This window comes from Micromonospora sp. NPDC004336 (assembly GCF_053602615.1).
The window spans coordinates 14,269-38,750 of the sequence record NZ_JBSGDY010000050.1 but is presented as its reverse complement, the minus strand read 5'-3'; the positions used below and the strand labels follow the sequence as shown (position 1 = coordinate 38,750).

Genomic DNA, 24,482 nt, shown 5'->3' with positions numbered 1-24,482 from the left:
CGCGGATCTGCCGAGTCCGCGCGGCCCCGGCCCACCATGGGGTACGCGGGCAGCCTCCCGCCCTCCGCCGGGCTCAGCCGTGGGTGGTGATGCCGCCGTCGACCGGGATCACCGCGCCGGTGAGGTACGCCCCGGCGCGCGACGACAGGTAGATGGCGGTGCCAACCATGTCCTCCGGCCGGCCGATGCGACCCAGCGGCACCTGCCCCTCGATGGCGGCCCGGGATGCGGGGTCGTCCAGCGCGAACGCCATCATCTTGCTCTCGAACGGGCCCGGCGCGATCGCGTTGACGGTGATCCGCTCGCCGGCGAGCTGGTGGGCCAGGCTGCGGGTGAGCATGTGCACGGCGGCCTTGGTCGCCGAGTACGCGTACACCTCCATCATCGGCACCCGGATGCCGTCGATCGAGCCGATGTTGATCACGCGGGCCGGGTCGTCGGCGCTGGCCGCGGCGCGCAGCGCCGGCAGCAGCGCGGTGGTGAGCCGGAAGACGGCCTTGACGTTGACCGCCCAGAGCTTGTCGAACGCGCTCTCCGGGTACGACTCCAGCGGCGCGCCCCACGTCGCGCCCGCGTTGTTGACCAGCACGTCGAGCCGGTCGAACCGCTCCCGGACGGCGGCGGCGACGCCCTCGGCGCCCGCGTCGTGGCCGAGGTCGGCGGGGATGGCCTCGCAGCGCCCCTGGGTGGCGAGTTCCTTGGCGACGGCCTCGCACACGTCCGCCTTGCGGGACGAGATGATCACGTGCGCGCCGGCCCGGACGAAGCCCTGGGCGATCATCAGGCCGATCCCCCGCGAGCCGCCGGTGACCAGGACCGTCTTGCCTTCGACCGAGAACAGATCCGTCATGCCCATCCCATCGCGAGTGTCCGCCGGGCCGCCGGGCGACGCGGCCGGCCCCCGCCGGCGCGGACCGGCTCCGGGCGGGCCGCGACCGGACGGCGCTACCGCCCGGTAACGTAGCCCGCTCCGGACGGCCCCGACAAGCCCCGCCCAGCGTGGGCGCGCACCCCGCTCGGGGTGCAATGATCGTGGCCCCGGGCTACCGTCGCAGGCGATGGTCTCTTCCGGTCAGCTCTCCCCCGCGCCGTTCGCCGCCCACGCGACCGTCCCGGCCGAGATCGACACGCTCACCCTCGGTGACCTCGCGTCCGATCCGGGCTGGCGGCGCCCGGTGCTCCTCGACCGGGACCTGCTCGTGCTGACCACCGGCGGACACGGCACCGCCGAGCTGGACTTCCGCTCGCTGCCCTGCCGCCCGGGCACGCTGCTGCGGGTGCGCGCCGGTCAGGTGCTGCGCTGCGCCGGCCCGCACCTCGACGCGACGGTGGTGCGCTGGGCGGCCGACGCGCTGCGCGGGCTCGACGTCGACCAGGATGCCGTCCCCGCCCGGCTCCAGCTCGCCGGCGAGGACGAGGACGCCGTCATCAACGAGGTGAGCCAACTGGCCGTGGACTGCCAGCGGCACCACGGCGTCCCGGCCGCGCGGAACCTGCTCCGCCACCAGCTCGCCGTGCTGCTGCTCCGGCTGTCCCTGGTGCCCGACGGCTCCCGCCCGGCGCCCCGGGCGGAGGCCGCCACCTTCCACCGGCTCTGCCACGAGGTCGAGCGCGGCTACCAGCACACCCGCCGGGTCGAGGACTACGCGGCCCGGCTGGGCTGCTCGGTGCGGACGCTCACCCGGGCCTGCCTGGCGGTGACCGGGCGCAGCGCCAAGCAGGTCGTCGACGAGCGGGTGGCCCTGCAGGCGAGCCGGCTGCTGGCCGCCACCGACGAGCCGATCGCCCAGATCGGGCGTCGCCTCGGCTTCTCCGAGCCGACGAACTTCGGCCGGTTCTTCACCCGGGAGGTCGGGATGAGCCCGGGGGCGTTCCGCGCCGCCCGGGAGCGCCCGGCGCCCGGCCCGGTCGTCCGGCCCCGCCCGCCCACCGACGCGCTCGGCGACCCCCGCCGGGCATGATGGCGGGGTGCAGATCTCCGCGCGCGGCGACTACGCGGTACGGGCGGCGCTGAGCCTCGCCACCGCGTACCCCCGGCTGCTCTCCACCCAGGCCATCGCGGCGGAGCAGGACATGCCGCGCAAGTTCCTGGAGGCGGTGCTGGCCGACCTGCGCCGGGCCGGCATCGTCCGGGCGCAGCGCGGCGCCGAGGGCGGCTACACCCTCGCCCGGCCGCCCCGCGAGGTGACCGTCGGCGCGGTGCTGCGCGCGGTGGAGGGTCCGCTGGCCGGGGTCCGCGGCCTGCGCCCCGAGGAGACCAGCTACGAGGGCGCGGCGGAGCACCTGCCGGGGCTCTGGGTCGCGGTGCGGGCCGCCGTGCGGCGGGTGGTCGACGAGGTGAGCCTGGCGGAGATAACCAGTGGCCGGCTCCCCGCCCACGTGCGTAGGTTGACCGCTCTGCCCGACGCCTGGGAGCCGCGCTGATGCCCACCCCCACCCTGCGCACCGACCGGCTGCTGCTGGAGCCCTACCGGCCCGACGACGCCCAGGACTGCGTCGCCCTGCTCACCGACCCGGAGGTGGGCCGGTTCATGGGCGACGGCCCGCTGAGCGCCGAGGAGGCCGGCGCCCTCTTCGGGCGGCTCTTTGCCGACGTGTACGCCAACGACCTCTTCGACGTCTGGGCGGTCCGCCGCGACGGCCGGTACGTCGGGCACGCCGAGATCAAGCGCACCGACGAGGTCGACGGCCACGAGATCGTCTACGCGCTGGTCAAGCCGGCCTGGGGCGCCGGCCTCGGCACCGAGCTGGCCCGGGCGCTCGTCCGGTACGGCTTCGACACCCTCGACCTGCCCAGGGTCTACGCGACGGTCGCCGACGCCAACCACGCCTCGCTGGCGCTGCTCGGCCGGATCGGCTTCGGCCACGAGCGGGACGTCACCGAGGACGACGGCAGCCGCACCCGCGTCCTCGCCGTCGACCGCCCCTGAGCCCGACTGGCCCGGCGGGCAGGCCGCGGCATCGCCGGGGAACACCTATCTGGTTAATAGGAGTTTAGGGCCCGCCGGCTCCGTCCACGGCGGACCTGGCCGGGTTTCACGAATCGGCGATCCGGGCATGTTCGGTTCCGTCAGGGCAGGGAAGGGAATCGAAGGGAGCCCCGCGATGGGTCTGATGTTCCGCAAGCGCAAGAAGTACGGCCCGATCATCCTGAACTTCACCGAGAACGGCTTCTCGTCGTGGAGCATCAAGATCGGTCGCTGGTCCTGGAACTCGCGGGCCAAGGCGCACCGGGTCGACCTGCCGGGGCCGCTGTCCTGGAAGCAGGACAAGTCCCGGGCGTGACGTCCCGAGGTCGAGCGGGGTGCCGGTGGATCCACCGGCACCCCGCTCGGCGTCTCGGGGCCACCGCCGGCCGCTCCACCGGCGGCCGGAACCGCACGGACGGAGGGCCGGCGGCCAGGCGGCCGGAACCGCACGGACAGGCGGCGGTCAGGGGGCCGGGCGGCGGGCCGGGCCGGAGATGACGACGTCGCCGCCGAGCCGGCCGTGCTCCGGGTCGCGGGTCACCTCACCCGCGGCGAGCAACCCCGTCAGCGCCCGGACGGCGTCGGCGGACCGGTAGACGGTGGCGGTGAGGGCGTAGCGGCGCAGCTCGGTGACCGTACGGGGGCCGGAGCGCGCCAGCTCGGCCAGCAGCTCTCGGCGCAGCGGGCCGGGCTCGGGCGACAGGGCGATGTCGACCAGCCGGCCGGCCGGGTCGGCCGGGTCGCGGTAGCGGACGCCGGCGAACTCGTCGACCGCCCACAGCGCCTCCTTGAACGCCTCCAGGCTCCGGTCGGATCCGGTGGCGTAGGCGAGCAGCCGCGCGGGCGCGTCGTCGGCGGGCACCAGCTCCACCTCGGTCGCCAGCGGGTGGCCGGCGTCGGCGAGGGCGTCCCGGGCGGACGCGCCGGCGGCGGTGACGACCAGCGCCTCGGCGGGCTTGCCGACCGACGTGGCGGTCAGCACCGCCGGGTCGACGCCGGCGCCGTCCACGTACGACAGCAGGGGCGCGCCGGCCGCGCCGGCCGCCTTGACGGCCACCGGCAGCCGGGCGGGACCACCGGACACGAGGTGCACGGCGACCTCCGCCGGCAGGTCCGCCGACACGGCGCCCAGCCGGGCCGGCAGCTCCTCGGCGCCGTCGGCGAGCACCAGCACGGTGAGTTGGCGCCCCCGCAGCCGGTCGGCGTACTCGGCGACCACCCGCAGCGCGGCCTCGGCGGAGTCGGCGTCACCGTCGGCGTACGCGAGGGCGACGGTGGCCCGGCGGGCGCGGTGCAGCGCCCCCGGCAGCCAGGTCTCCAGGTGTCGGACTAGCAGCTCGCGCAGGACGGCGTCGGTCGGCATGGTGCCGTTCTACCGCACGCCGGTCCCGCGCGGACGCCGCTCCCCCGCACCGGCGGGGTTCCACACAGACGCGCCACGGGGCCGGCGGGCGCGGGCCGGGCCGCCAGCGGGCCTGGGCCGAGGCCGCCTGCGGGCGCGGGCCGAGGCCGCCTGCGGGCGCGGGCCGAGGCCGCCTGCGGGCGCGGGCCGAGGCCGCCGGCGGGCGTGAGCCGGGGTCAGGCCGGGACGGAGATGCCCACGCCGCCGCGGGTCTGGCCGCCGTAGCGGCGCCGCTCGGCGTCCAGGTCGAGCCGGCCGATCCGCTTGCGGGCGGCCAGGGCCGCGTCGTCGAGCCGGTCGGCGGGCACCAGCCAGACGATCTCGAACTCCAGGCCGTCCGGGTCCTGCCCGTAGAGGCTCTTGGTGGTGCCGTGGTCGGAGGTGCCGACCAGGGCGCCGGCGGCGACGAGCCGCTGGGCGGTGACGGCCAGCTCGTCGAGGGTGTCGACCTCCCAGGCCAGGTGGTAGAGGCCCACGGTGGCGCGGCCCGCGGTGGAGCGGCCGGCACCGGCGCCGATCTCGAAGAGGCCGAGGTCGTGGTCGTTGGTGGAGCCGGGGGCCTGCAGGAAGGTGGCGCCCCGGAAGCCGTCCGGGGTCATCGCCACCGGGCGGAAGCCCAGCACGTCGCGGTAGAAGGCGACGCTGCGGGCGAGGTCACTGACGTAGAGCACGGCGTGGTTGAGGCGGTGGATTCCCATGCCGTCGACGCTAGCGCGGTTTGGTTGAACATTCAACTAACTGCCGTATGATGGTGGTCATGACCCGCTGGCTGGACCCGGACGAGCAGCGCACCTGGCGTGCGTTCCTGACCGCCTCCCGGGCGCTGATGGAGACGCTCGACCGCGAGCTGCAACGCGACGCCGGGATGCCGCACGCCTACTACGAGATCCTGGTCCGGCTCTCCGAGGCGCCGCAGCGGCAACTGCGGATGAGCGACCTGGCCGAGGCGAGCGGCTCCTCGCGCAGCCGGCTCTCGCACGCCGTGGCCAGGCTGGAGGCGGCCGGCTGGGTGCGCCGCGAGGACTGCCCGACCGACCGGCGCGGCCAGATCGCCGTCCTCACCGACGAGGGCTTCGCCACCCTCGCCGCCGCCGCGCCCGGCCACGTCGAAGGGGTACGTCGGCACCTGTTCGACGCGCTGAGCCCGGCCCAGGTCGACCAGTTGCGCCGCATCAGCGAGGCGCTCGTCGACCACCTGACCGGATCCTGACCAATCCACCCCGGCCCGGGTCTTGTACTTACCGTCGTCGGATGAGCACGATGGGGCGTGCCTTCCGGCTTCGGGGAACTGACTGATCAGGCCCACCACCTGGTGTCCACCGGCGACCTCGCCGGCGCCCAGCGGCTGCTCGCCGACGCGCTGACCGACGCCGACCCGCGCCCGGCGAACGCGACGCCCGAGCTGGCCGAGGCCGCCAGCCTCCAGGCCCGCGTGCTGGTCGCCCTCGGCGAGCCGCACTCCGCCCGGGGCTGGGCCGCCTTCGCGTACGCGGCGACGAACCGGCTGCACGGGCGCTCCGACCAGCGCACCGTGGCCGCCGCGGCCACCCTGGCGGCGGTGCTGCACCGGGTCGGGAGCTGGTCCCGCGCCGCGCGGCTCTACCAGGAGGTCATCATCGAGCTGACCGCCCTGGACGGCCCGGAGTCGCTGCGGGTGCTCGCCGCCCACGCCGACCTGGCCACCGTGGAATACGCGCGCGGCCAGTGCCAGGTGGCCCGCGACCGGCTCCAGGACGCCTGGGAGCTGCACCGCGAGGTCTACGGCGACGGGCACCCCAGCGGCATCAAGATGCTGGCGCGGCTCGGGGCGATGCAGCGCGACTGCGGGCAGTTCGCCGAGGCGCACGACAACCTCGCGCTGGCCAGGGAGCTCTGCCGCCAGCACCTCCCGGCCGACGACCCGCTGGCGGCGCAGGTGGCGACGCTGGCCCGGGCGGCGGCCAACCCGGACCACGTCTGCGCCGACACCGCCCCCGTCGGGCGGGACGAGCCGATCGTGCCGTCCGCGCGCACGCCGCCCCCCGGCGACGCGCCGACGGCCTTCCACCCCTCGCAGCCGGGCTACCGTCCCGCCCCGGACCCGTACGAGCCCGACCCGTACGAGGCCGCCGGCGACCAGCCGCACCCGGTGCCGACGCCCCGTCAGCCGGCGGACGACCCGGCACGGGGCTGGTGGCCTCCCGAGCCGGCCGCCGGGGAGCAGCCCGCCGACAGCGCCGTACCGCCGTCGGTCGTGTCGCTGGCCGGCGGCGGCGAGGCCGACGGGGTGCACCGGGTCCGCCGGCACGACCCGCCGGAGGAGCCCCACGGGCCGCCGGCGGAGCCCTTCGGGGCCCGGGACGAGCCCCACGGGCCGCACGAGCCGTACCAGCCCTCGCGGCTGTTGCCGGTGCCGGTGCACCGCGCGCCGGCCCGGCGCGACGGCCGGCTGCTGCCCCTGGTCGCCGGCGGCGTCGCGGTGGTGCTGCTCGGCACGGCGGCGGTGATCGCCGGGGTGGTCGGAATGGACGGTGACGACGAGCCGCCGCCGGCCGCGACCGGGGCGCCCGCCTCGACCGGCGCCGCTCCGCCGGCCAGCACGCCCGCCGCCCCGACGGCCGGCGCCGCCTCCCCCGGCACCCCGCCGGGCGGCGTGACGCTGCGCGACAACCGGGACAACGTGGCGCTGCGCTGGACCTACCCCGCCGGGGGCGAGGGCCCCGTCGTCATCTCCGGCGGCCGCGTCGGCCAGGCGCAGACCGCGTTCGCCAACCTGCCCGCCGGCACCACCGAATTCGTCGTCTACGGCCTGAACCGCAGCACCGACTACTGCTTCACCGTCGCCGTCGTGTGGTCCACCGACTCGATCGCCCGGGCGGAGCAGGTCTGCACGGACCGCCGCTGACCCGGCCCGTCGCACGCGACCGACGGGGGCCGACGCCGGTCGCCCGGGACGTGCCGTGGGTCGCCCGGGGCGTGACGCCGGTCGCCCGAGGGCGTGACGTGGTCGACCGGCACGCGGTGCGCCGCGCCTCATGCCCGGTCAGGGCAGCTCCGGCTCCGCCAGGGCCGGCAGCGCGAGGCGGACGCGCAGCCCCGGCCCGCCGTCCCGGCCCGGGCGGGCGTCGGCCAGCTCGACGCGCCCGCCGGCCCGCCGGACCAGCTCGCGCACGATGGCCAGGCCCAGGCCCGCGCCGCCGTCGTCGCGCGCCCGCGCGTCGTCCAGCCGGGTGAACCGGCCGAACACCCGCTCCCGGTCCGCGGCCGGGATCCCCGGCCCGTCGTCGGTCACGGTCACCAGGTGGTACGCCGTGCCGCCCTCCCGGCCGGCGGCCAGCACCACCTCGGCGCGGGCGTGCCGGACCGCGTTGTCGACCAGGTTGGCCAGGATCCGGCGCAGCTCGTCGGGGTCGCCCTCGGTCCACAGCGGGCCGGCCGGCGCGTCGAGGCGTACCGGCGGCGACGGGTAGCGGGCGGCCACCGACGACAGCAGCGCGCCCAACTCGACCGGGCCGGTGGCCCGCGCCGGGGGACGCTCGTCGAGCCGGGCCAGCAGCAGCAGGTCGTCGACGAGCCGGCTGAGCCGCTCGGTGTCGGCGAGCAGGTTCGCCGTCACCGCCGTCCAGTCGGTGCGGTCGGCGAGCCGCCGGGCCACCTCCAGCTCCGTACGCATGTTGGCCAGCGGGCTGCGCAGCTCGTGGGCGGCGTCGGCGACGAACGCGCGCTGCCGGTCCCGGGCCGACTCCAGCCGACCCAGCATCCCGTTCAGGGTGACCGCCAGCCGGTGGATCTCGTCCTGCGACGCCGGTACGGGCAGCCGGCCGGCGCCGTCCCGCCCGGTGATCTCCTCCGCGCCCCGGCGCAGCGTCTCCACCGGGCGCAGGGTCGCCCCGACCACCCGCCAGGCCACGACGGCGAGCACGGCCACCAGCGGCGGGAAGCTCACCAGCAGGATGGTCCGGACGACGTGCGTGCTGTGCCGCGCGTCCGCCAGCGAGCGGGCCACCAGGACGGTGAGCGGGTCGGCGGCGGTGCCGGCCGGTACGGCCACCACCCGGACGGGCCCGGCCAGGTCGATCCGCTCCCCGGAGACCGTCAGCCGCTGCCGCGCGCCGGCGTCGATCCGGTCGGCCGGGATCATCGGCACCAGCCGGTCGGCGTCGATCGAGGCAGCCCGCACCCGCCCCTGCGCGTCGACCACCTGCACCCGGACCTGTCCCCCGGCCACCGGCAGCGGGTCGGGCAGGGCGTCCTCGGCGGCCAGCAGCGCGACCGCGTCGGCGGTCCGGAACGCCTCGGTGTCGACGGCGCGTTGCAGCGCCCAGCCGAGCACGCCGAGCAGGACGAGCCCGCCCACGGCCAGCCCCACCGAGACGCCGAGCACCCCGACCACCATCAGCCGCCCGCGCAGCCCGAGCGCGGCCCGCAGCCGCCGCGCGCGCAACGGACCCTGCCAGCGCCGGAACGTGGGGGCCGCGCCGCCGGCCGTCATGTGGCGAGCCGGTAGCCCGCGCCCCGGACCGTCTCCAGGCGTTCGCGGCCGATCTTGCGGCGCAGGTATCCGACGTAGACCTCGACCGCGTTGGGCGCGGTGTCGTCGCTGGCGTCCCAGACGTGGTCCAGCAGCTCGATCTTGGAGACCACCTCGCCGGGCCGGCGCATCAGGTAGTCGAGCAGCGCGAACTCGCGGGCGGTCAGCGCGATCTCGGCGTCGGCCCGGGTGACCCGCCGCCGGGCCGGATCGAGCCGCAGGTCGCCGACCGCGAGCACCGTCGGCCGTTCGGGCGCGCCCCGGCGCAGCAGCGCCCGCAGCCGGGCCAGCAGCACCACGTACGAGAAGGGCTTGGTGAGGTAGTCGTCGGCCCCGCAGTCCAGCCCGTCGGCCTGGTCGTACTCGCCGTCCTTGGCCGAGAGCATCAGCACCGGCAGCCAGCGCTCCTCGGCGCGCAGCCGGCGGACCAGCTCGTAGCCGGAGAGGCCGGGCAGCATCACGTCGAGGATCATCGCGTCGTACCCGCCGTACCGGGCCGCGTCGAGCCCCGCCGGGCCGGTCGCCGCCACGTCCACCGCGAAGCCCTCGGCCTGCAGCCCGCGTTGCAGGGCGGACGCCAGCCTCGACTCGTCCTCCACCACCAGCAACCGCACGGGTCAAGGGTGCCACCCGCGCGCCGGTGGCCGTACCGTCGTCCTCAGCACCCTCACAGGGTCGACCGGGCAGGATGTCCACCAGGAGGTGCCACATGTCCGTCCTGAAGAGCCGCCCCGTCCTGCGCTGGCTGGTCCCGGTGACCGCCGTCGCGACAGTCATCGGCGGCGGCGCCGCGCTCGGCACGTTCGCCGCCCAGGCCGAGCCGAGCCTGCCGCCGCGTACCGCCGCCCAACTCCTGGTCGACCTGCAGACCTCCCGGCTGGAAGGGCTCTCCGGCACGGTCGTGCAGCGCGCCGACCTGGGCCTGCCGCCGCTGGCCGGGCTGGTCGGCGGCAACAGCCCGGCCAGCCTGCTGACCGGCACGCACACGCTGCGGGTCTGGCACTCCGGCCCCGACCGGCAGCGGATCGCCCTGCTGGACACGCTCGGCGAACGCGACATCATCCGCAACGGCCGGGACGTCTGGACCTGGGACAGCCGGAGCAACGCCGCCACGCACCGCACCCTGCCGACGGGCGACGGCGAGGCCACCGCCCCGGAGCTGCCGGCCACCCCGCAGGACGCGGCCGACCGGGCCCTCGCCGCGATCGACCCGAGCACCGAGGTGAGCGTCGGCCGGTCCGCCACGGTCGCCGGGCGGGACGCGTACGAGTTGGTGCTCGCGCCCCGCGACGCCGCCTCGCTGGTGCACCAGGTGCGCATCGCCATCGACGCGCGCGAGCACGTGCCGCTGCGTTTCGAGGTGTTCGCCGACGGCAGCGACAAGCCGGCCTTCGAGATGGCCTTCACCCAGGTGTCGTACGCCCGGCCGGACGCCGACCGGTTCACCTTCAACCCGCCGCCCGGGGTGAAGGTGACCGAGGAGACCGTCGGGGACCGCCCGGGCCGGGACCGGGCGGGCGACGACGGGCGGCCGGACGTGCGCGCCGTCGGCGAGAGCTGGGCCACCGTGGTGGTGGCGCGCCTCGACGACGCCGGGACGCGCGGCGGCCGGGAGCAGGCGCTCGGGGCCGGGTCGACCGGCGGCGCCGCGGCGCTGCTCGGCGCGCTGCCGGCCGTCAGCGGCGACTGGGGCAACGGGCGGCTGCTCACCGGCAAGCTGTTCAGCGTGCTGCTGACCGACGACGGCCGGCTGATCGCCGGCGCGGTGACGCCGGAGCGGCTCTACGAGGTGGCCAGGGGCTGACCGGGCCGCACCTGTCGGGGGTCCGCCGCACGGCGGGCCCCCGATCCGCGTCTGCGGGGAGGCCAGGAAACGCCGGCAGGCGGCACGGCACGCCAGCGCGGCAGCACGGCACGGCACGCCGGCACGGTAACCGCGGCACGCCGGCACGGCAGCACGGCACGCCGGCACGGTAACCGCGCACGCCAGCGCGGCAACCACGGCACGCCGGCACGGTAACCACGGCACGCCGTCGGCGGGCCGCCTCACCGAAGATCAACCCGAGCCCCCGCCGCGTCGGCGGGGGTGGGCGAGCGGCCGTGACGTGAGCCCGGCGCGCTTGGTCCGGGCGGGCGGCGCGCGGTATCTTTCTCAGTTCAGGCAACAAAAAGGAACGGCTCTCGAATAGCCGTTCCGAGAGGGATACTAACTAATTGGGAGACGGCTTGTCAAGGCATTCCGGCGATTCCGGAGAATTGCGGTCCGACGACGAGATCGGCCGCGAACAGGAATACGTCTCGATGCTCTACCGGCGCCTGGACGGGCTGCGTGAGCAGGCGTCCCGCCGGCTGACCGAGGAGCTGCGCGCGACCGGCGGCACCCTCCAGGCCCGTTCCCAGCGCGACAGCGCGGTGCGGATGTACGCCGAACAGGTGGAGCAGTTCGCCGCGGTGGAGAACGGCCTCTGCTTCGGCCGTCTCGACACCGACGAGGGCGGTCCCCACTACATCGGCCGGATCGGCATATTCGACACCAGCGGCGACTACGACCCGCTGCTGATGGACTGGCGCGCCCCGGCCGCCCGCGCCTTCTACCTCGCCACGGCCGCCAACCCGCAGGGCGTACGCCGGCGGCGGCACCTGCGCACCCGCGAACGCAAGGTGGTCGCGCTCAACGACGAGGTGCTGGACCTGGCGACCGCCTCCCCCAGCGCGCACGAGGAACTCACCGGCGAGGCGTCGCTGCTCGCCGCGCTCAACGCCGGCCGGACGGGCCGGATGCGCGACATCGTGGAGACCATCCAGGCCGAGCAGGACCGGATCATCCGCGCCGACCTGCCGGGCGTGCTCGTGGTGCAGGGCGGCCCGGGCACCGGCAAGACCGCCGTGGCGCTGCACCGCGCGGCATACCTGCTCTACACCCACCGGCAGCAGCTCTCCACCCGGGGCGTGCTCCTGGTCGGCCCGAACGCCACGTTCCTGCGCTACATCTCCCAGGTGCTCCCGGCGCTGGCCGAGACGGGCGTGCTGCTGCGTACGCAGGGCGACCTGTTCCCCGGGGTCAGCGCCCGGCGCGCCGAGACCGCCGAGACCGCCGCGCTCAAGGGCCGCCCGGTGATGGTCGACGTGCTGGCCGCCGCCGTACACGACCGGCAGTGGGTGCCCGACGAGCCGCTGGAGATCGAGCTGCCGCAGCAGGAGGTGCTGCGCCTCGACCCGGAGACCGTCCGCGCCGCCCGGGACCGGGCCCGCCGGTCGGGCCGGCCGCACAACCTGGCCCGGGCGCTGTTCGACGTCGAGGTCGTCCACGCGCTCGCGGCCCAGGTCGCCGAGCGCATCGGCGCGGACCCGCTCGGCGGGGAGAACCTGCTCGACGAGGCCGACGTCGCCGAGATCCGCCGCGAGCTGCGCGAGGAGCCCGAGGTGCGGGCCGCGCTGGACCAGCTCTGGCCCGTGCTCACCCCGCAGCGCCTGCTCGCCGACCTGTACGCCTCGCCCGACCGCATCGCCGCCGCCGCGCCCATGCTCACCGACGCCGAGCGGGCCCTGCTGCATCGCGAGGCGGGCGGCTGGACGCCGGCCGACGTGCCGCTGCTCGACGAGGCGGCCGAGCTGCTCGGCGAGGACGAGCGGGCCGCCGCCGCCCGCCGGGAGCGGATCCGGGCCATGCAGCGGGAGTACGCCGAGGGCGTGCTGGAGATCGCCCGGGGCTCCCGCTCGATCGACGTGGAGGACGAGGCCGAGGGCGGCGAGATCCTCGGCGTCACCGACCTGATCGACGCCGACCGGCTGCTGGAACGGCAGGAGGAGGTCGACCGGCTGACCACCGCGCAGCGGGCCGCCGCCGACCGGAGCTGGGCGTTCGGGCATGTGATCGTCGACGAGGCGCAGGAGCTCTCGCCCATGGCGTGGCGGCTGCTGATGCGGCGCTGCCCGAGCCGCTCGATGACCATCGTCGGGGACGTGGCGCAGACGGGCGCGCTGGCCGGCACGCCGTCCTGGGCCGAGGCGCTGGAGCCGTACGTGGCGCAGCGCTGGCGGCTCGCGGAGCTGACCGTCAGCTACCGCACCCCGGCCGAGGTCATGGCCGTCGCCGCCGAGGTGCTCGCCGAGATCGACCCGGCGCTGCGCCCGCCCCGCTCCGTACGCTCCAGCGGGGTGCCGCCGTGGGACCGCAGCGTGGCGGCGGAGCGGCTGACGGCGGAGGTGGTCGAGGCGGCGGCCCGGGAGGCGGCGGGCCTCGACGACGGTCGGCTCGGGGTGATCGTGCCGGCCGGCCGGGTCGACGAGCTGGGGGCCGCGCTCACCGCCGCCCTGCCCGAGGCGGCCGTCGGCGAGCACCCGGAGCTGGAGAGCCGGGTGGTGGTGCTCACCGTCGCCCAGGCCAAGGGGCTCGAATTCGACTCGGTCCTGCTGGTCGACCCCGACCGCATCGTGGCGGAGTCCCCGCGCGGCCGCAGCGACCTCTACGTGGCTCTCACCCGCGCCACCCAACGCCTGGGCATCGTGCGCCCCTCCTGACCCACCGGCCCCGCCCCTCGGCCCTCCGGGCTCCAGCGGCGCACGGACTGCCCGGGCGGCCGGACCAGGGCAGGCGTGCCCGGGCGGGACGGACCAGCGCTGGCTGCCCGGGCGGTCGGGCGGCCGGACCAAAGCAGGCTGCCCGGGCGACCGGACGCGTGCCCGGACGGCCGGGCCAGTGCCGGCTGCCCGGGCGGGCGGGCCAGGGGGCGGGGCGGGCGGGTTGGCGGGTGGTCACTCGTTGGTGAAGTTGCCGACCTGGCTGGCGGTGCCCGACTGGTCGCTGGTGGAGCCGCCCGCCGGGGTGCTCATCCCGCCGGTGGTGGCGTCGCCGGTGGTGGTCGGGGCCACCTTGCCCGGGTGCCGCTCCGGCTGTCGGGCCACCCGGCGCGTGCTGGCCGGGCCGGCGGTGCCGCCGGTCGTGGTGACCGCGCCCTGCCCCCGGGTCGGGCCGCCGTCGCGCAGCACCTCCGGGTCGACCGGGACGTGGGCGGGGTCGTCGGGGTCCTCGTCCTGGATGGCGCGCTGCACGTCGTTCGGGGGCACCGTCACCTCGTCCAGGGCGCCCTCGCCGTACACGCCGCCGGCGATCCGGTCCTCGGCCCGCCGGGCCGCGTCCTGCCGCATGTCGTCCTCGCGCACGTCCATCACCTCGCAGAAAGTGTCGGTCTGTCTGCGTGCCCGACGGCCGGCCCGGCAAACCCGCGCCGCGCGGACCGGCGGGCCGGGGTGGCGTGGCGTACCCCGGTCGTGGCGCGTGCCGCGCGGCCGGCGGGCACGGATTTTTCCGGACCGCCGGTGGGTGTTACTGCCCCCGACGGGTCGGGTAGACGGCGGGTGCCCCCGCCATGAACGCGAACCGTGCCGTGGCCGAAACGCGGTAGCGGGGCGAGGGAGTGCAGGTACGACTCATCGCATCCTGAGGAGGACAAGATGAGCACGCAGGCTGCATCCACCAGGCCGATGAACCGCCCGGCGCAGGACGCGCCCAACCGCACCATGCAGGACCGGGCCATGCAGGACCGGGCGATCCAGGAGACGCCCACCCGGCCGATGCCGATGGTGCACGACGGGCACCGGGAGGCCATGCAGGCGCCCGGCACGGAGACCAAGCCGTCGCTGCGGACCACCGAGTTCTGGGTCTACATCGCGGCCGTGATCGGCGTGCTGGCCGCCTCGCAGCTGGTCGGGCGGAACTCGGCCGGGGTGGACATCTTCCGGGCCGACAACGCCTGGTTCATGATCACGCTGCTGACCATCGGATACCTGGGCAGCCGTGGTCTGGCCAAGGCCGGCAGCAACTGGCGCAGTGGTGAGGAGCGCAAGGCCCGGCACTGACCGGACACCGCGCGCCACAGCAGACGGTGGCCTCCCGGGGCGAGAGTCCCGGGAGGCCACCGTCGTGTGTGGTCCTACTCCTCGAAGCCCCAGTCCTCGGCGAAGTCGCCCTCGACCGCGTCCTCGATCATCTCGCCGGCGATCATGCCCCCGGCGAGACCGAGCGCGGCGCCGGCGACCACGCCGCCCATCCCGGGACCCCGACCGTGCCCGTGGCCGTGGCCGTGCCCGCCGAAGCCCTGGGCGCGCAGGCTGCCGTAGCGGGAGGTGGTCTCCCGCAGCCAGCCGTCGACGACCTGCGTCCAGTCGCTGCGGTCGGCGTCGGCGTGCGAGACCCGGTAGAGGCCGAAGACGTCGTGCCCGGCGGTGAGGAACCCGCCGCGTTTGTCGCACTCCAGGACGACCTCGACCCCGTGCGGGCTGGTGACGAAGGTCAGCTCGACCTCGTTGATGGTCCCCGCGTACTGGGGCGAGGCGAAGAACTCGATCTCCTGGTAGAACGGCAGCGTCTGCTGCGTGCCCCGGATGTGGCCGCGTTCGAGGTCGGCGTGCTTGAAGCGGAAGCCGAGCCGCTGGAACGCCTCCAGGATCCGCTCCTGCACCGGCAGCGGGTGCACGTTGACCTGGTCCAGGTCGCCCTTGTCGACCGCCCGCGCGATCGCCAGCTCGGTGCGCAGCCCCATCGTCATGCCGCGCAGCCGCTGGCCGTAGACGTCGGTGATCGGGGTCTCCCACGGCACCGGGAGCTGGAACGGCAGGGAGAGCTGCTGCTTCGGGGCGAGCTGGAAGGCGCCGCTGACCGGCAGCCGGTGGAACTCCATGATGCCCGCGTACTCGGTGTCGCCGCCCTCGATCTCGACCCGGGTGACCAGGCTGACGACGACCTGCTCGACGTTGGCCGGGGCATCCCCGCCCTGCAGGTTGACCTGGCCCTCCAGGGTCAGGCCGGGTCGGGTGTTCGGGTTGGTCAGGACGGTGTCGACGCTCGGCCCGCCCACGCCGAACGCGCTCAGCATCTTCTTGAAGACCATCGGAACTCCCGCGACATGACGCCGTGCTCCGCCCTGGAGCCGGCCCTTGAACTCACCGGGAGGCTAACCGGCAGCGCTGTGAAGTGCCTGTGAGGGCGCGCCGGCCGGGCGGGCCGCCGGGACCGGTGTGTCCTCGCCGGAGTGCCGCGCGCCGGCCGGCGGGTCGTCACCGCACCTCCACCACGACCAGCTCGCCCACCTCGTCGCCCAGCTGGTGACGCGCCGCCCTGGGCAGCCCCGCGTCGGTGACCAGCACGTCCGCCCCGGCCAGCGGGGCGATGGTGGCGATGCCGATCGTCTCCCACTTGGTGTGGTCGGCCAGCACCACCAGCCGGCGGGACGCGTCCACCAGACACCGGTTGATCCCGGCCTCCAGCAGGTTCGGCGTGGTGAAGCCGGTGCGCGGGCTCATCCCGTGCACGCCGAGGAAGAGCACGTCGACGTTGAGGGCACCGACCGCCGCCTCGGCCACCGGCCCGGTCAGGGCGTCCGAGGGGGTACGGATGCCGCCGGTCAGCACGACGGTCTGGTCGGCGCGGGGCCTCTGGTGGAGCGCGTCGGCGACCGGGATCGAGTTGGTGACCACGGTCAGGCCGCGTACGTCGGCCAGCAGGGTGGCGAGCGCGGCGGTGGTGGTGCCGGCGGAGAGCGCGACGGCCATGCCCGGTTCGACCAGTGCGGCGGCCCGCTCCGCGATGGCCCGCTTCTCCGCCCGCTGCCGGACGGACTTGGCCGCGAAGCCGGGCTCCTCGGCGGAGCCCGGGGCGGCCAGCGTCGCCCCACCGTGGACCTTCGCGACCAGGCCCCGCCCGGCCAGCGCCTCCAGGTCGCGCCGGATCGTCATGTCGGAGACGCCGAACCGGCTCGCCAGGTGGCTGACCCGCACGCCGCCGCGCTGCCGGATCAGTTCGAGGATCGCGGTCTGCCGCTGTCGGGCCAGCATCCGGATGACCTCCTTCGGGCCGTCACGCCACGGACGTGGGGACCGCGTCGGCGGCGGGACCCTCGCGGACGACGGCCACCTCCCCCGCCGGCACGACCAGCGCACCGCCGCAGGGCCGGCCCGTCAGCAGCTCCACTCCGACGGCGTCGACGCGGGCGTCGGCGTCGGTGTGGTTGATCACGAACAGCCAGCTGCGGTCGCCGGCGCGCCGCCGGACCACCTCCACGTCGACGGGCGCCCGCGCGGCCGGGCGCGCCCCCGACTCGGCCACCAGCCGGGCGACCAGCCGGTCCGTGCCCGCCGCGTCCAGCCGGGTGCCGACGTACCAGGCCGCCCCCGCGCCGACCGCGTGCCGGGTCAGGGCCGGCACGCCCGGCAGCGGCCCGTCGGCGTACGCGGCGAGCACCCGCGCGCCCTCGGCGTGCAGCCACTCCGTCCACACGTCGGCGGTGGAGCCGTCGTCCAGGGTGACCCGCTCCCCCGCCCGCAGCGGGAAGAACTCCTCGACGCGTACGCCCAGCAGCTCCCGGAACGCCCCCGGGTAACCGCCGAGGCGGACGTGGTCGTGCTCGTCGACGATGCCGCTGAAGTACGTGACCAGGGCGGTGCCGCCGGCCTCGACGAAGCCGCGCAGCGCCTCGGCGTGCGCGTCGCGGACCAGGTAGAGGGTGGGCGCCAGCACCAGCCGGTAGCGGGAGAGGTCGGCCGACGGGTGCACGACGTCGGCGGTGATCCCGGCCCGCCACAGCGATTCGTGCAGCGCGCCGAGCCGGTCGGCGTACGTGACGTCGACGCTGGGGTGCGAGTCGAGCTCGGCGCCCCACCACGCCTCGTAGTCGAACAGGATCGCCACCTCGGCGTCGACCCGGCTGCCGCGCACCTCGGCCAGGGCGGCGAGGTCGGCGCCGAGCCGGCAGACCTCGCGGAACACCTTGGTCTCGGGGCCGGCGTGCGGCACCAGGGCGGAGTGGAACTTCTCCGCGCCGGCGCGGGAGGCCCGCCACTGGAAGAAGAGCACCCCGTCGGCGCCGCGCGCCACGTGCGCCAGGCTGTTGCGGCGCAGCTGTCCGGGGGTCTTGGCGACGTTGCGCGGCTGCCAGTTGACGGCGCTGGTGGAGTGCTCCATCAGCAGCCACGGCGCGCCGCCGGCGATCCCGCGGGTGTGGTCGGCGGCGAGGGCGAGCCCGACGTGGGCGCGCGGGTCGGCGGCGGTCAGGTAGTGGTCGTTGGCGACCACGTCCACGTCGGCGGCCCAGGAGTGGTAGTCGAGGTGCTTGATGCCGGTGCCGACCATGAAGTTCGTGGTGACCGGCTGGCGGACCAGGCGATCCAGCACCTCGCGCTCGGCGCGTAGCTGGGCCCGCTGCTCGTCGGAGGAGAAGCGCAGGAAGTCCAGCTGCTGGGTGGGGTTGGCGAAGGTCGGCGCGACGCGCGGCGGGTCGATCTCGGCCCAGTCGCCGTAGCGCTGGCTCCAGAACGTGGTGCCCCAGGCGTCGTTGAGCGCGTCCAGGTCGCCGTAGCGCCCGCGCAGCCAGCGGCGGAACGCCGCCGCGCTGACGTCGCAGTAGCAGTGCACGTTGTGGCAGCCCAGCTCGTTGGAGACGTGCCACATCACCACGGCGGGGTGCCCGGCGTACCGGGTGGCGAGGGCCTCGACCAGGGCCAGCGACCGTGCGCGGAACACCGGCGAGCTGGGGCAGTACGCCTGCCGCCCGCCCGGCCAGAGGATCGCGCCGTCGGCGCGCCGGGGCAGCGTCTCCGGGTGCCGGTGGGCCAGCCAGGGCGGCGGACTGGCGGTGGCGGTGGCCAGGTCGACCGAGATGCCGCCGGCGTGCAGCACGTCGAGCGCCCGGTCGAGCCAGCCGAACTCGTACCGGTCGGGGGCCGGCTCCAGCAGCGCCCAGGAGAAGATGCCGACCGAGACCAGGTTGACGCCGGCCCGGCGCATCAGCTCGACGTCCTCGGCCCAGGTCGCCTCGGGCCACTGCTCGGGGTTGTAGTCGGCGCCGAACCAGATCCGCTCGCCCTGCCATCGCCGCATGGCTGCAGAGCGTGCCCCGCCGGGGCGGCCAAGTCAACACGTTCCAACATCGATCATCTTTACAACGTTTACCGGCCAATCGCCTTGTCGCGACCGGATTGCCGCGCCGAAGCCGCCCCCTTGACAGCGCCCGGAGGACGAGTAGCTTGAGGCGCCACTGGCAATTCGTGTTCGCCAATGTGGGTTCGCGATGGATCCGGATGTGTGATCACGGTTGCTGGGACACCGCCCTCACCGGCCCTCGGGCACACCTCTTCATCCGCAGGAGGCACCATGTCCCGTCCCCGCACCCAGGCCGAATACCTGGCCCGGCTCGTACCCCCCTCCGTCGCCGGCCTCAACCGTCGGTCGCTGCTGGCCGGCGCCGCCGGCACCGGCACGCTGCTCGGCACGGGCCTGCTCGCCGGCTGCGGCGGCTCCGACTCCGGCGGGTCGGACGCCAAGACGGTGTCGCTGGGCTCGAACCAGTCCGACCCGAAGCCCAAGGAGGTGGTCGCGAAGGTCATGGACGGGTTCCAGACCTCGTCCGGCCTGCGGGTCGCCGTCAACACGGTCGACCACAACACCTTCCAGGAGAACATCAACAACTACCTGCAGGGCAAGCCCGACGACGTGTTCATGTGGTTCGCCGGCTACCGGATGCGGTTCTTCGCCGCCCGCGGCCTCGCCGGCGACCTCAGCGACGTGTGGGGAAAGCTCTCCGGCTTCTCCGACGCCTTCCGCAAGGCCTCCACCGGCGACGACGGCAAGCAGTACTTCGTGCCGTCGTCGTACTACCCGTGGGCCGTCTTCTACCGCAAGTCGGTCTGGCAGCAGAACGGCTACCAGGTGCCGAAGACGCTCGACGAGATGACCACGCTCACCGGGGAGATGAAGAAGGACGGCCTCGTCCCCATCGCCTTCGCCGACAAGGACGGCTGGCCGGCGATGGGCACCTTCGACATCCTCAACCTGCGCATCAACGGCTACCAGTTCCACGTGGACCTGATGGCCGGCAAGGAGTCCTGGACGTCCGACCGGGTCAGGAAGGTCTTCGACACCTGGCGCGGGCTGCTGCCGCTGCACCAGCCGGACAGCCTCGGCCGGACGTGGCAGGAGGCGGCCCAGTCGTTGCAGCAGAAGAAGAGCGGCATGTACCTGCTCGGCCTCTTCCTCGGCCAGCAGTTCAACAACGACGAGCTCGACGACCTGGACTTCTTCACCTTCCCGGAGATCGACCCGGCGATCGGGGCGAAGGCCCTGGACGCGCCCATCGACGGCTACATGCTGGCCCGCAAGCCGAAGCAGGAGGCCAACGCCAGGAAGCTGCTGGAGTACGTCGGCTCGAAGGCCGCCGCGGACATCACCGTGCGGAACGACCCGAGCACCCTGGTCGCCAACACCCAGGCCGACACCAGCGGCTACAACGCGTTGCAGCGCAAGGCCGCCGAACTGGTCGGCTCGGCCACCGAGATCGCCCAGTTCCTCGACCGGGACACCCGCCCCGACTTCGCCTCGACGGTGATCATCCCGGCGCTCCAGCAGTTCATCAAGGACCCCAAGGACATCGACGGGCTGACGTCGAGCATCGAGAACCAGAAGAAGTCGATCTTCACCGACTGACGGCGAGAGGGGAAGGACACCGTGTCCGACCTGCCCCTGATCCAGGCGGATCGCGCCGTGCCGTCGCCGGCCGCGACCACCACCGCCCCGCGTGGTCGCGGCCGGCGGCTACGGCTGTTGTCCCGCACCGACCGCGTGGTCGTCACCCTCATGGTGCTCGTACCGCTGCTGCTCGTCGTCGGCCTGGTCTGGCTGCCGGCGGTGGCCACGGTGGCGCTCTCCGGCACCGACTGGGACGGCATCGGCCCGCTGGGCGACATCGAGTGGGTCGGTGGACGCAACTACACCGACGTGGTCCAGAACTATCCGCCGTTCGGGCCAGCCGTGCAGAACAACCTGCTCTGGCTGGCGGCGCTGTTCGCGGTGGCCACCCCGTTCGGCATGTTCCTGGCCGTCCTGCTCGACAAGGAGCTGCGCGCGACCCGGTTCTACCAGACCGCCCTCTACCTGCCGGTGGTGCTCTCCCTGGCGCTGATCGGCTTCGTCTGGCAGCTGCTCTACTCCCGCGACCAGGGCCTGGTCAACGCGGTCCTCGGCACCGACGTCGACTGGTACGGCGACCCGGACGTCAACATCTGGGCCGTGCTGCTGGCCGCCGGCTGGCGGCACGTCGGCTACATCATGCTGCTCTACCTCGCCGGGCTGAAGGGCGTCGACCCGTCGCTGCGGGAGGCGTCCGCCGTGGACGGCGCGTCGGAGAGCCGTACCTTCTTCTCGGTGATCTTCCCGGTCCTGCGGCCGATCAACATCATCGTGCTGGTCGTGACGGTGATCGAGTCGCTGCGGGCGTTCGACCTGGTCTGGGTGGTCAACAAGGGCCGCAACGGCCTGGAGCTGCTCTCCGCGCTGGTCACCCAGAACGTGGTGGGCGAGGCGAGCCGGATCGGGTTCGGCTCGGCGTTGGCCACGATCATGCTGGTCGTCTCGCTGGTCTTCATCACCGTCTACCTGGTGACCGTCATGCGGGAGGGACGCCGATGACCACCACGACCGCGGGCCCGCGGGCCGGGGCGACGCCCCCCACCGCCCGCCGCCGGCCGCCGCGCCCGCAGCGGGTCGTGCTGCACGTGTTCCTCGCGGCGGTGGCGGTCGGCTGGCTCTTCCCGATCCTCTGGGCCGTGCTGACCTCCCTGCGCTCCTACGAGTACACCGCGACCAACGGCTACGTCTCGCTCGGCGGGTGGACCCTCGACAACTACGTCACCGCCTGGCGGACGGCGGAGTTCGGCAGGCACCTCCTCAACTCCGCGTACATCACCGTGCCGGCGGTGCTGCTGACGCTCCTCCTCGCCTCGTGCGTGGCGTTCGTCATCGCGCGGTTCAGCTGGCGGACCAACATCGTCCTGCTCGGCCTGTTCACCGCGGCGAACCTGCTGCCGCAGCAGGCCCTGCTGATTCCGCTGTTCCGGCTGTTCACGCAGGTGCCGCTGCCGGCGTTCATGAGCGACTCCGAGCTGCTCTACGACAGCTACTGGGGCCTGATCCTGGTCAACGTGGCCTTCCAGTGCGGCTTCTGCGTCTTCGTGCTCAGCAACTACATGAAGGCGCTGCCGCGCGACCTCTACGAGGCGGCGATGGTCGACGGGGCGAGCGTGTGGCGGCAGTACTGGCAGGTCACCATGCCGCTGTGCCGGCCGGCCCTGGCGGCGCTGGCCACCCTGGAGGTGACCTGGATCTACAACGAGTTCTTCTGGGCCACCGTACTGATGCGCACCGGCGACAAGTTTCCCGTGACCAGCTCGCTGAACAACCTGCGCGGCGAGTTCTTCACCGACAACAACCTCGTCTCGGCGGGCTCGGTGCTGGTCGCGATCCCCACCCTGGTGATCTTCTTCCTGTTGCAGAAGCAGTTCGTCCGGGGCCTGACCCTGGGAGCGTCCAAGGGATGAGCATCGTCCACGTGCGCCGCGCGCGGACCAGCCTGGTGCTCGACGCGCGCGGCCCGGCACTGCCCCGGGTCACGCACTGGGGCGCCGACCTCGGCCCCGTCCCGCCCGGCGACCTGCCCGCGCTCGTCGACGCCACCGTCGCGCCGGTCGTGCCGAGCAGCTTCGACGCCCCGACCGTGCTGTCCCTGCTGCCCGAGGCGTCGGCCGGCTGGAGCGGCCGGCCGGCGCTGGCCGGGCACCGCGACCGCACCGCCTGGTCCACCGCCTTCCGCCTCGACTCCCTCGACGTCGGCGACGACGATCCGGCGGCCCCGGCCCGGGTCACCGTCCGGGCGTCCGACGCCGCCGCAGGGCTGTCGCTGACCGTCGAGATCACCCTCGACCCGACCGGGCTGGTGCTGCTGCGCCACCGGCTGCGCAACGACGGCGCCACCCCGTACGAGCTGCGGGAGCTGACCCCGGTGCTGCCGGTGCCGGCGGTCGCCACCGAGCTGCTCGACCTGACCGGCCGGTGGTGCCGGGAACGGTCGCCGCAGCGGCACCCGTGGCCGATGGGCGCGTGGGTACGGGAGGGCCGGCACGGCCGCACCGGGCACGACGCCACCCTGCTGCTGGTCGCCGGCACGGCCGGGTTCGGCTTCGGCCACGGCGAGGTGTGGGCGGTGCACACCGCGTGGAGCGGCGACCACGTGACCTTCGCCGAGCGCCGGCCGACGGGCGAGGCCACCCTCGGCGGCGGCGAGCTGCTCGCCCCCGGCGAGGTGCTGCTCGCCCCCGGCGCGGAGTACGCGACCCCGCTGCTGTACGCGGTCTTCTCCGACGCCGGGCTGGACGGGCTCAGCGACGTCCTGCACACCCACCTGCGCGCCCGGCCACGGCACCCGGCCACGCCCCGCCCGGTCACCCTCAACGTCTGGGAGGCCGTCTACTTCGACCACGACCTGGACCGGCTCCGCGCCCTGGCCGACCGCGCCGCGGAGGTCGGCGTCGAACGCTTCGTGCTCGACGACGGATGGTTCCGGGGCCGCCGCCACGACCTCGCCGGCCTCGGCGACTGGTACGTCGACGACACCGTCTGGCCCGACGGCCTGCACCCGCTGATCGACCACGTACGCGGCCACGGCATGCAGTTCGGGCTCTGGGTCGAGCCGGAGATGGTCAACCCCGACTCGGAGCTGTTCCGCGCCCACCCGGAGTGGGTGCTCTCGGCGCCCGGCCGGCTGCCGCCGGAGTGGCGGCACCAGCAGGCGCTCGACGTGGCGCACCCGGCCGCGTACGCCTACCTGCTGGAGCGGCTGGACGACCTGCTCACCGCGCATCCCGGCATCGACTACCTCAAGTGGGACCACAACCGGGACCTGACCGAGGCGGGCCATCACGGCCGGCCCGGCGTGCACGAGCAGACCCTCGCGGTCTACCGGCTCCTCGACGAGCTGCGCCGCCGCCACCCGGACGTGGAGATCGAGAGCTGCGCGTCCGGCGGCGCCCGGGTGGACCTGGAGATCCTGCGGCGCACCGACCGGGTCTGGGCCAGCGACTGCAACGACGCCCTGGAGCGGCTGGCCATCCAGCGCTGGACCGGCCTGCTGCTGCCGCCCGAGCTGGTCGGCACCCACATCGGCCCGGAGCGCTCGCACACCACCCACCGGGTGCACGACCTGGGCTTCCGGGCGACCACCGCGCTCTTCGGCCACCACGGCATCGAGTGGGACATCGGCGCGATCGGCTTCGTGCAGCGCCGCGAGCTGGCCGCCTGGGTGGCGCTGCACAAGCGGCTGCGCCCGCTGCTGCACGCCGGGCGGGTGGTCCGGGTCGACCATCCGGACCCGGCCGTCTGGGCGCACGGCGTGGTCGCCCACGACGGTTCCCACGCGGTGTACGCCGTGGCCCGCCTGGCCACGTCGGTGGCCCAGGTGCCCGGGCCCGTCCGGCTGCCCGGCCTCGACCCCCGTCGACGGTACGCGGTGCGCCCCGTCGCCGGCGTGCCCGAGCCCGCGACCCTCCAGCTCACCGAGCCGGGCTGGCTGGTCGACGGCGGGGTGACGCTCGGCGGCGCGGTGCTGGCGACCGTCGGGCTCCAACTGCCGGCGCTGCACCCCGAACAGTCGGTGCTGCTCGAACTCACCGCCGCCGACGAGTGACGGCGGGCGGCGGACGGCGGGCGGCGGACGGGAGATTTCTCGGAAAAACTTCGGCGGGGACGTCGAGAACCGGAGTGCCGGCTTCTACCTGAGGG

22 protein-coding genes are annotated in these 24,482 nt (G+C 74.8%); 13 read left to right on the top strand and 9 right to left on the bottom strand.

Annotation, left to right across the window (positions count from 1 at the left end; all coding sequences use genetic code 11):
• Nucleotides 1–73 precede the first annotated feature (73 nt).
• Nucleotides 74–850 (bottom strand): SDR family oxidoreductase, encoded by a 777-nt coding sequence (locus tag ACWENR_RS13680; protein ID WP_452277313.1) that lies wholly within the window; start codon nt 848–850, stop codon nt 74–76.
• A gap of 208 nt (nt 851–1,058) precedes the next feature.
• Here ACWENR_RS13680 and ACWENR_RS13675 point away from each other — a divergent pair, with 208 nt between their 5' ends.
• The 4 genes from ACWENR_RS13675 to ACWENR_RS13660 all read left to right on the top strand — a co-directional run bounded on the left by ACWENR_RS13675 (nt 1,059) and on the right by ACWENR_RS13660 (nt 3,285).
• Complete coding sequence (locus ACWENR_RS13675) at nt 1,059–1,961, top strand: helix-turn-helix transcriptional regulator (RefSeq protein WP_452277312.1); 903 nt, start codon at nt 1,059–1,061, stop codon at nt 1,959–1,961.
• Nucleotides 1,962–1,968: 7 nt separating this feature from the next.
• Nucleotides 1,969–2,424: an RrF2 family transcriptional regulator gene (locus ACWENR_RS13670; protein ID WP_452277311.1), complete on the top strand. Its 456-nt coding sequence runs from the start codon at nt 1,969–1,971 to the stop codon at nt 2,422–2,424.
• Complete coding sequence (locus ACWENR_RS13665) at nt 2,424–2,930, top strand: GNAT family N-acetyltransferase (RefSeq protein WP_452277310.1); 507 nt, start codon at nt 2,424–2,426, stop codon at nt 2,928–2,930. The genes ACWENR_RS13670 and ACWENR_RS13665 overlap by 1 nt, the downstream gene beginning before the upstream one ends.
• Before the next feature lie 175 nt (nt 2,931–3,105).
• Nucleotides 3,106–3,285, top strand: a complete 180-nt coding sequence (locus ACWENR_RS13660) for a DUF4236 domain-containing protein (RefSeq protein WP_007075522.1) — start codon at nt 3,106–3,108, stop codon at nt 3,283–3,285.
• 147 nt (nt 3,286–3,432) lie between these two features.
• Here the strand turns inward: ACWENR_RS13660 and ACWENR_RS13655 are convergent, their stop codons facing one another.
• Nucleotides 3,433–4,332 carry a hypothetical protein gene (locus ACWENR_RS13655; protein WP_452277309.1) on the bottom strand — a complete coding sequence of 300 codons (900 nt, stop codon included), beginning with the start codon at nt 4,330–4,332 and terminating at the stop codon, nt 3,433–3,435.
• 215 nt (nt 4,333–4,547) lie between these two features.
• On the bottom strand, nt 4,548–5,069 hold the full coding sequence (locus ACWENR_RS13650) for a VOC family protein (protein WP_452277308.1): 522 nt from the start codon (nt 5,067–5,069) through the stop codon (nt 4,548–4,550).
• A gap of 50 nt (nt 5,070–5,119) precedes the next feature.
• Here ACWENR_RS13650 and ACWENR_RS13645 point away from each other — a divergent pair, with 50 nt between their 5' ends.
• Nucleotides 5,120–5,581, top strand: coding sequence for a MarR family winged helix-turn-helix transcriptional regulator (locus tag ACWENR_RS13645; RefSeq protein WP_452277317.1), 462 nt, complete (start codon nt 5,120–5,122; stop codon nt 5,579–5,581).
• 57 nt (nt 5,582–5,638) lie between these two features.
• Nucleotides 5,639–7,255: a tetratricopeptide repeat protein gene (locus ACWENR_RS13640; protein WP_452277307.1), complete on the top strand. Its 1,617-nt coding sequence runs from the start codon at nt 5,639–5,641 to the stop codon at nt 7,253–7,255.
• Between the two features lie 138 nt (nt 7,256–7,393).
• Here ACWENR_RS13640 and ACWENR_RS13635 read toward each other — a convergent pair whose 3' ends face one another.
• Together ACWENR_RS13635 and ACWENR_RS13630 are read right to left on the bottom strand one after the other, a co-directional pair.
• Nucleotides 7,394–8,746 carry an ATP-binding protein gene (locus tag ACWENR_RS13635; RefSeq protein WP_452277316.1) on the bottom strand — a complete coding sequence of 451 codons (1,353 nt, stop codon included), beginning with the start codon at nt 8,744–8,746 and terminating at the stop codon, nt 7,394–7,396.
• Nucleotides 8,747–8,838: 92 nt separating this feature from the next.
• Complete coding sequence (locus ACWENR_RS13630; protein WP_452277306.1) at nt 8,839–9,495, bottom strand: response regulator transcription factor; 657 nt, start codon at nt 9,493–9,495, stop codon at nt 8,839–8,841.
• Nucleotides 9,496–9,590: 95 nt separating this feature from the next.
• Here ACWENR_RS13630 and ACWENR_RS13625 point away from each other — a divergent pair, with 95 nt between their 5' ends.
• The gene (locus ACWENR_RS13625; RefSeq protein ID WP_452277305.1) at nt 9,591–10,685 is read left to right on the top strand and encodes a LolA family protein; all 1,095 of its coding nucleotides are present in this window, start codon (nt 9,591–9,593) and stop codon (nt 10,683–10,685) included.
• Between the two features lie 497 nt (nt 10,686–11,182).
• Nucleotides 11,183–13,402, top strand: coding sequence for a HelD family protein (locus ACWENR_RS13620; RefSeq protein WP_452277315.1), 2,220 nt, complete (start codon nt 11,183–11,185; stop codon nt 13,400–13,402).
• A gap of 234 nt (nt 13,403–13,636) precedes the next feature.
• Here the strand turns inward: ACWENR_RS13620 and ACWENR_RS13615 are convergent, their stop codons facing one another.
• Complete coding sequence (locus ACWENR_RS13615; RefSeq protein ID WP_452277304.1) at nt 13,637–14,044, bottom strand: hypothetical protein; 408 nt, start codon at nt 14,042–14,044, stop codon at nt 13,637–13,639.
• A gap of 291 nt (nt 14,045–14,335) precedes the next feature.
• Between ACWENR_RS13615 and ACWENR_RS13610 the strand changes: the two genes are divergently transcribed.
• Nucleotides 14,336–14,740: a hypothetical protein gene (locus ACWENR_RS13610; RefSeq protein ID WP_452277303.1), complete on the top strand. Its 405-nt coding sequence runs from the start codon at nt 14,336–14,338 to the stop codon at nt 14,738–14,740.
• A 74-nt stretch (nt 14,741–14,814) separates the two neighbouring features.
• On the opposite strand, the gene ACWENR_RS13605 is transcribed toward ACWENR_RS13610, so the two are convergent.
• From ACWENR_RS13605 to ACWENR_RS13595, 3 genes are all read right to left on the bottom strand, one after another.
• On the bottom strand, nt 14,815–15,771 hold the full coding sequence (locus ACWENR_RS13605; protein ID WP_452277302.1) for a sporulation protein: 957 nt from the start codon (nt 15,769–15,771) through the stop codon (nt 14,815–14,817).
• A 166-nt stretch (nt 15,772–15,937) separates the two neighbouring features.
• Nucleotides 15,938–16,714, bottom strand: a complete 777-nt coding sequence (locus tag ACWENR_RS13600; protein WP_452277301.1) for a DeoR/GlpR family DNA-binding transcription regulator — start codon at nt 16,712–16,714, stop codon at nt 15,938–15,940.
• Nucleotides 16,715–16,736: 22 nt separating this feature from the next.
• Nucleotides 16,737–18,755: a beta-galactosidase gene (locus ACWENR_RS13595; protein ID WP_452277300.1), complete on the bottom strand. Its 2,019-nt coding sequence runs from the start codon at nt 18,753–18,755 to the stop codon at nt 16,737–16,739.
• A 273-nt stretch (nt 18,756–19,028) separates the two neighbouring features.
• On the opposite strand from ACWENR_RS13595, the gene ACWENR_RS13590 reads away from it, so the two are divergent.
• The 4 genes from ACWENR_RS13590 to ACWENR_RS13575 are packed head-to-tail and all read left to right on the top strand — an operon-like array spanning nt 19,029 to nt 24,387.
• Nucleotides 19,029–20,357 carry an ABC transporter substrate-binding protein gene (locus tag ACWENR_RS13590; RefSeq protein WP_452277299.1) on the top strand — a complete coding sequence of 443 codons (1,329 nt, stop codon included), beginning with the start codon at nt 19,029–19,031 and terminating at the stop codon, nt 20,355–20,357.
• 21 nt (nt 20,358–20,378) lie between these two features.
• On the top strand, nt 20,379–21,338 hold the full coding sequence (locus ACWENR_RS13585) for a carbohydrate ABC transporter permease (protein WP_452277298.1): 960 nt from the start codon (nt 20,379–20,381) through the stop codon (nt 21,336–21,338).
• Complete coding sequence (locus ACWENR_RS13580) at nt 21,335–22,246, top strand: carbohydrate ABC transporter permease (RefSeq protein WP_452277297.1); 912 nt, start codon at nt 21,335–21,337, stop codon at nt 22,244–22,246. Before ACWENR_RS13585 ends, ACWENR_RS13580 begins: the two co-directional genes overlap by 4 nt.
• Nucleotides 22,243–24,387, top strand: a complete 2,145-nt coding sequence (locus ACWENR_RS13575) for an alpha-galactosidase (protein WP_452277296.1) — start codon at nt 22,243–22,245, stop codon at nt 24,385–24,387. The genes ACWENR_RS13580 and ACWENR_RS13575 overlap by 4 nt, the downstream gene beginning before the upstream one ends.
• Nucleotides 24,388–24,482 lie beyond the last annotated feature (95 nt).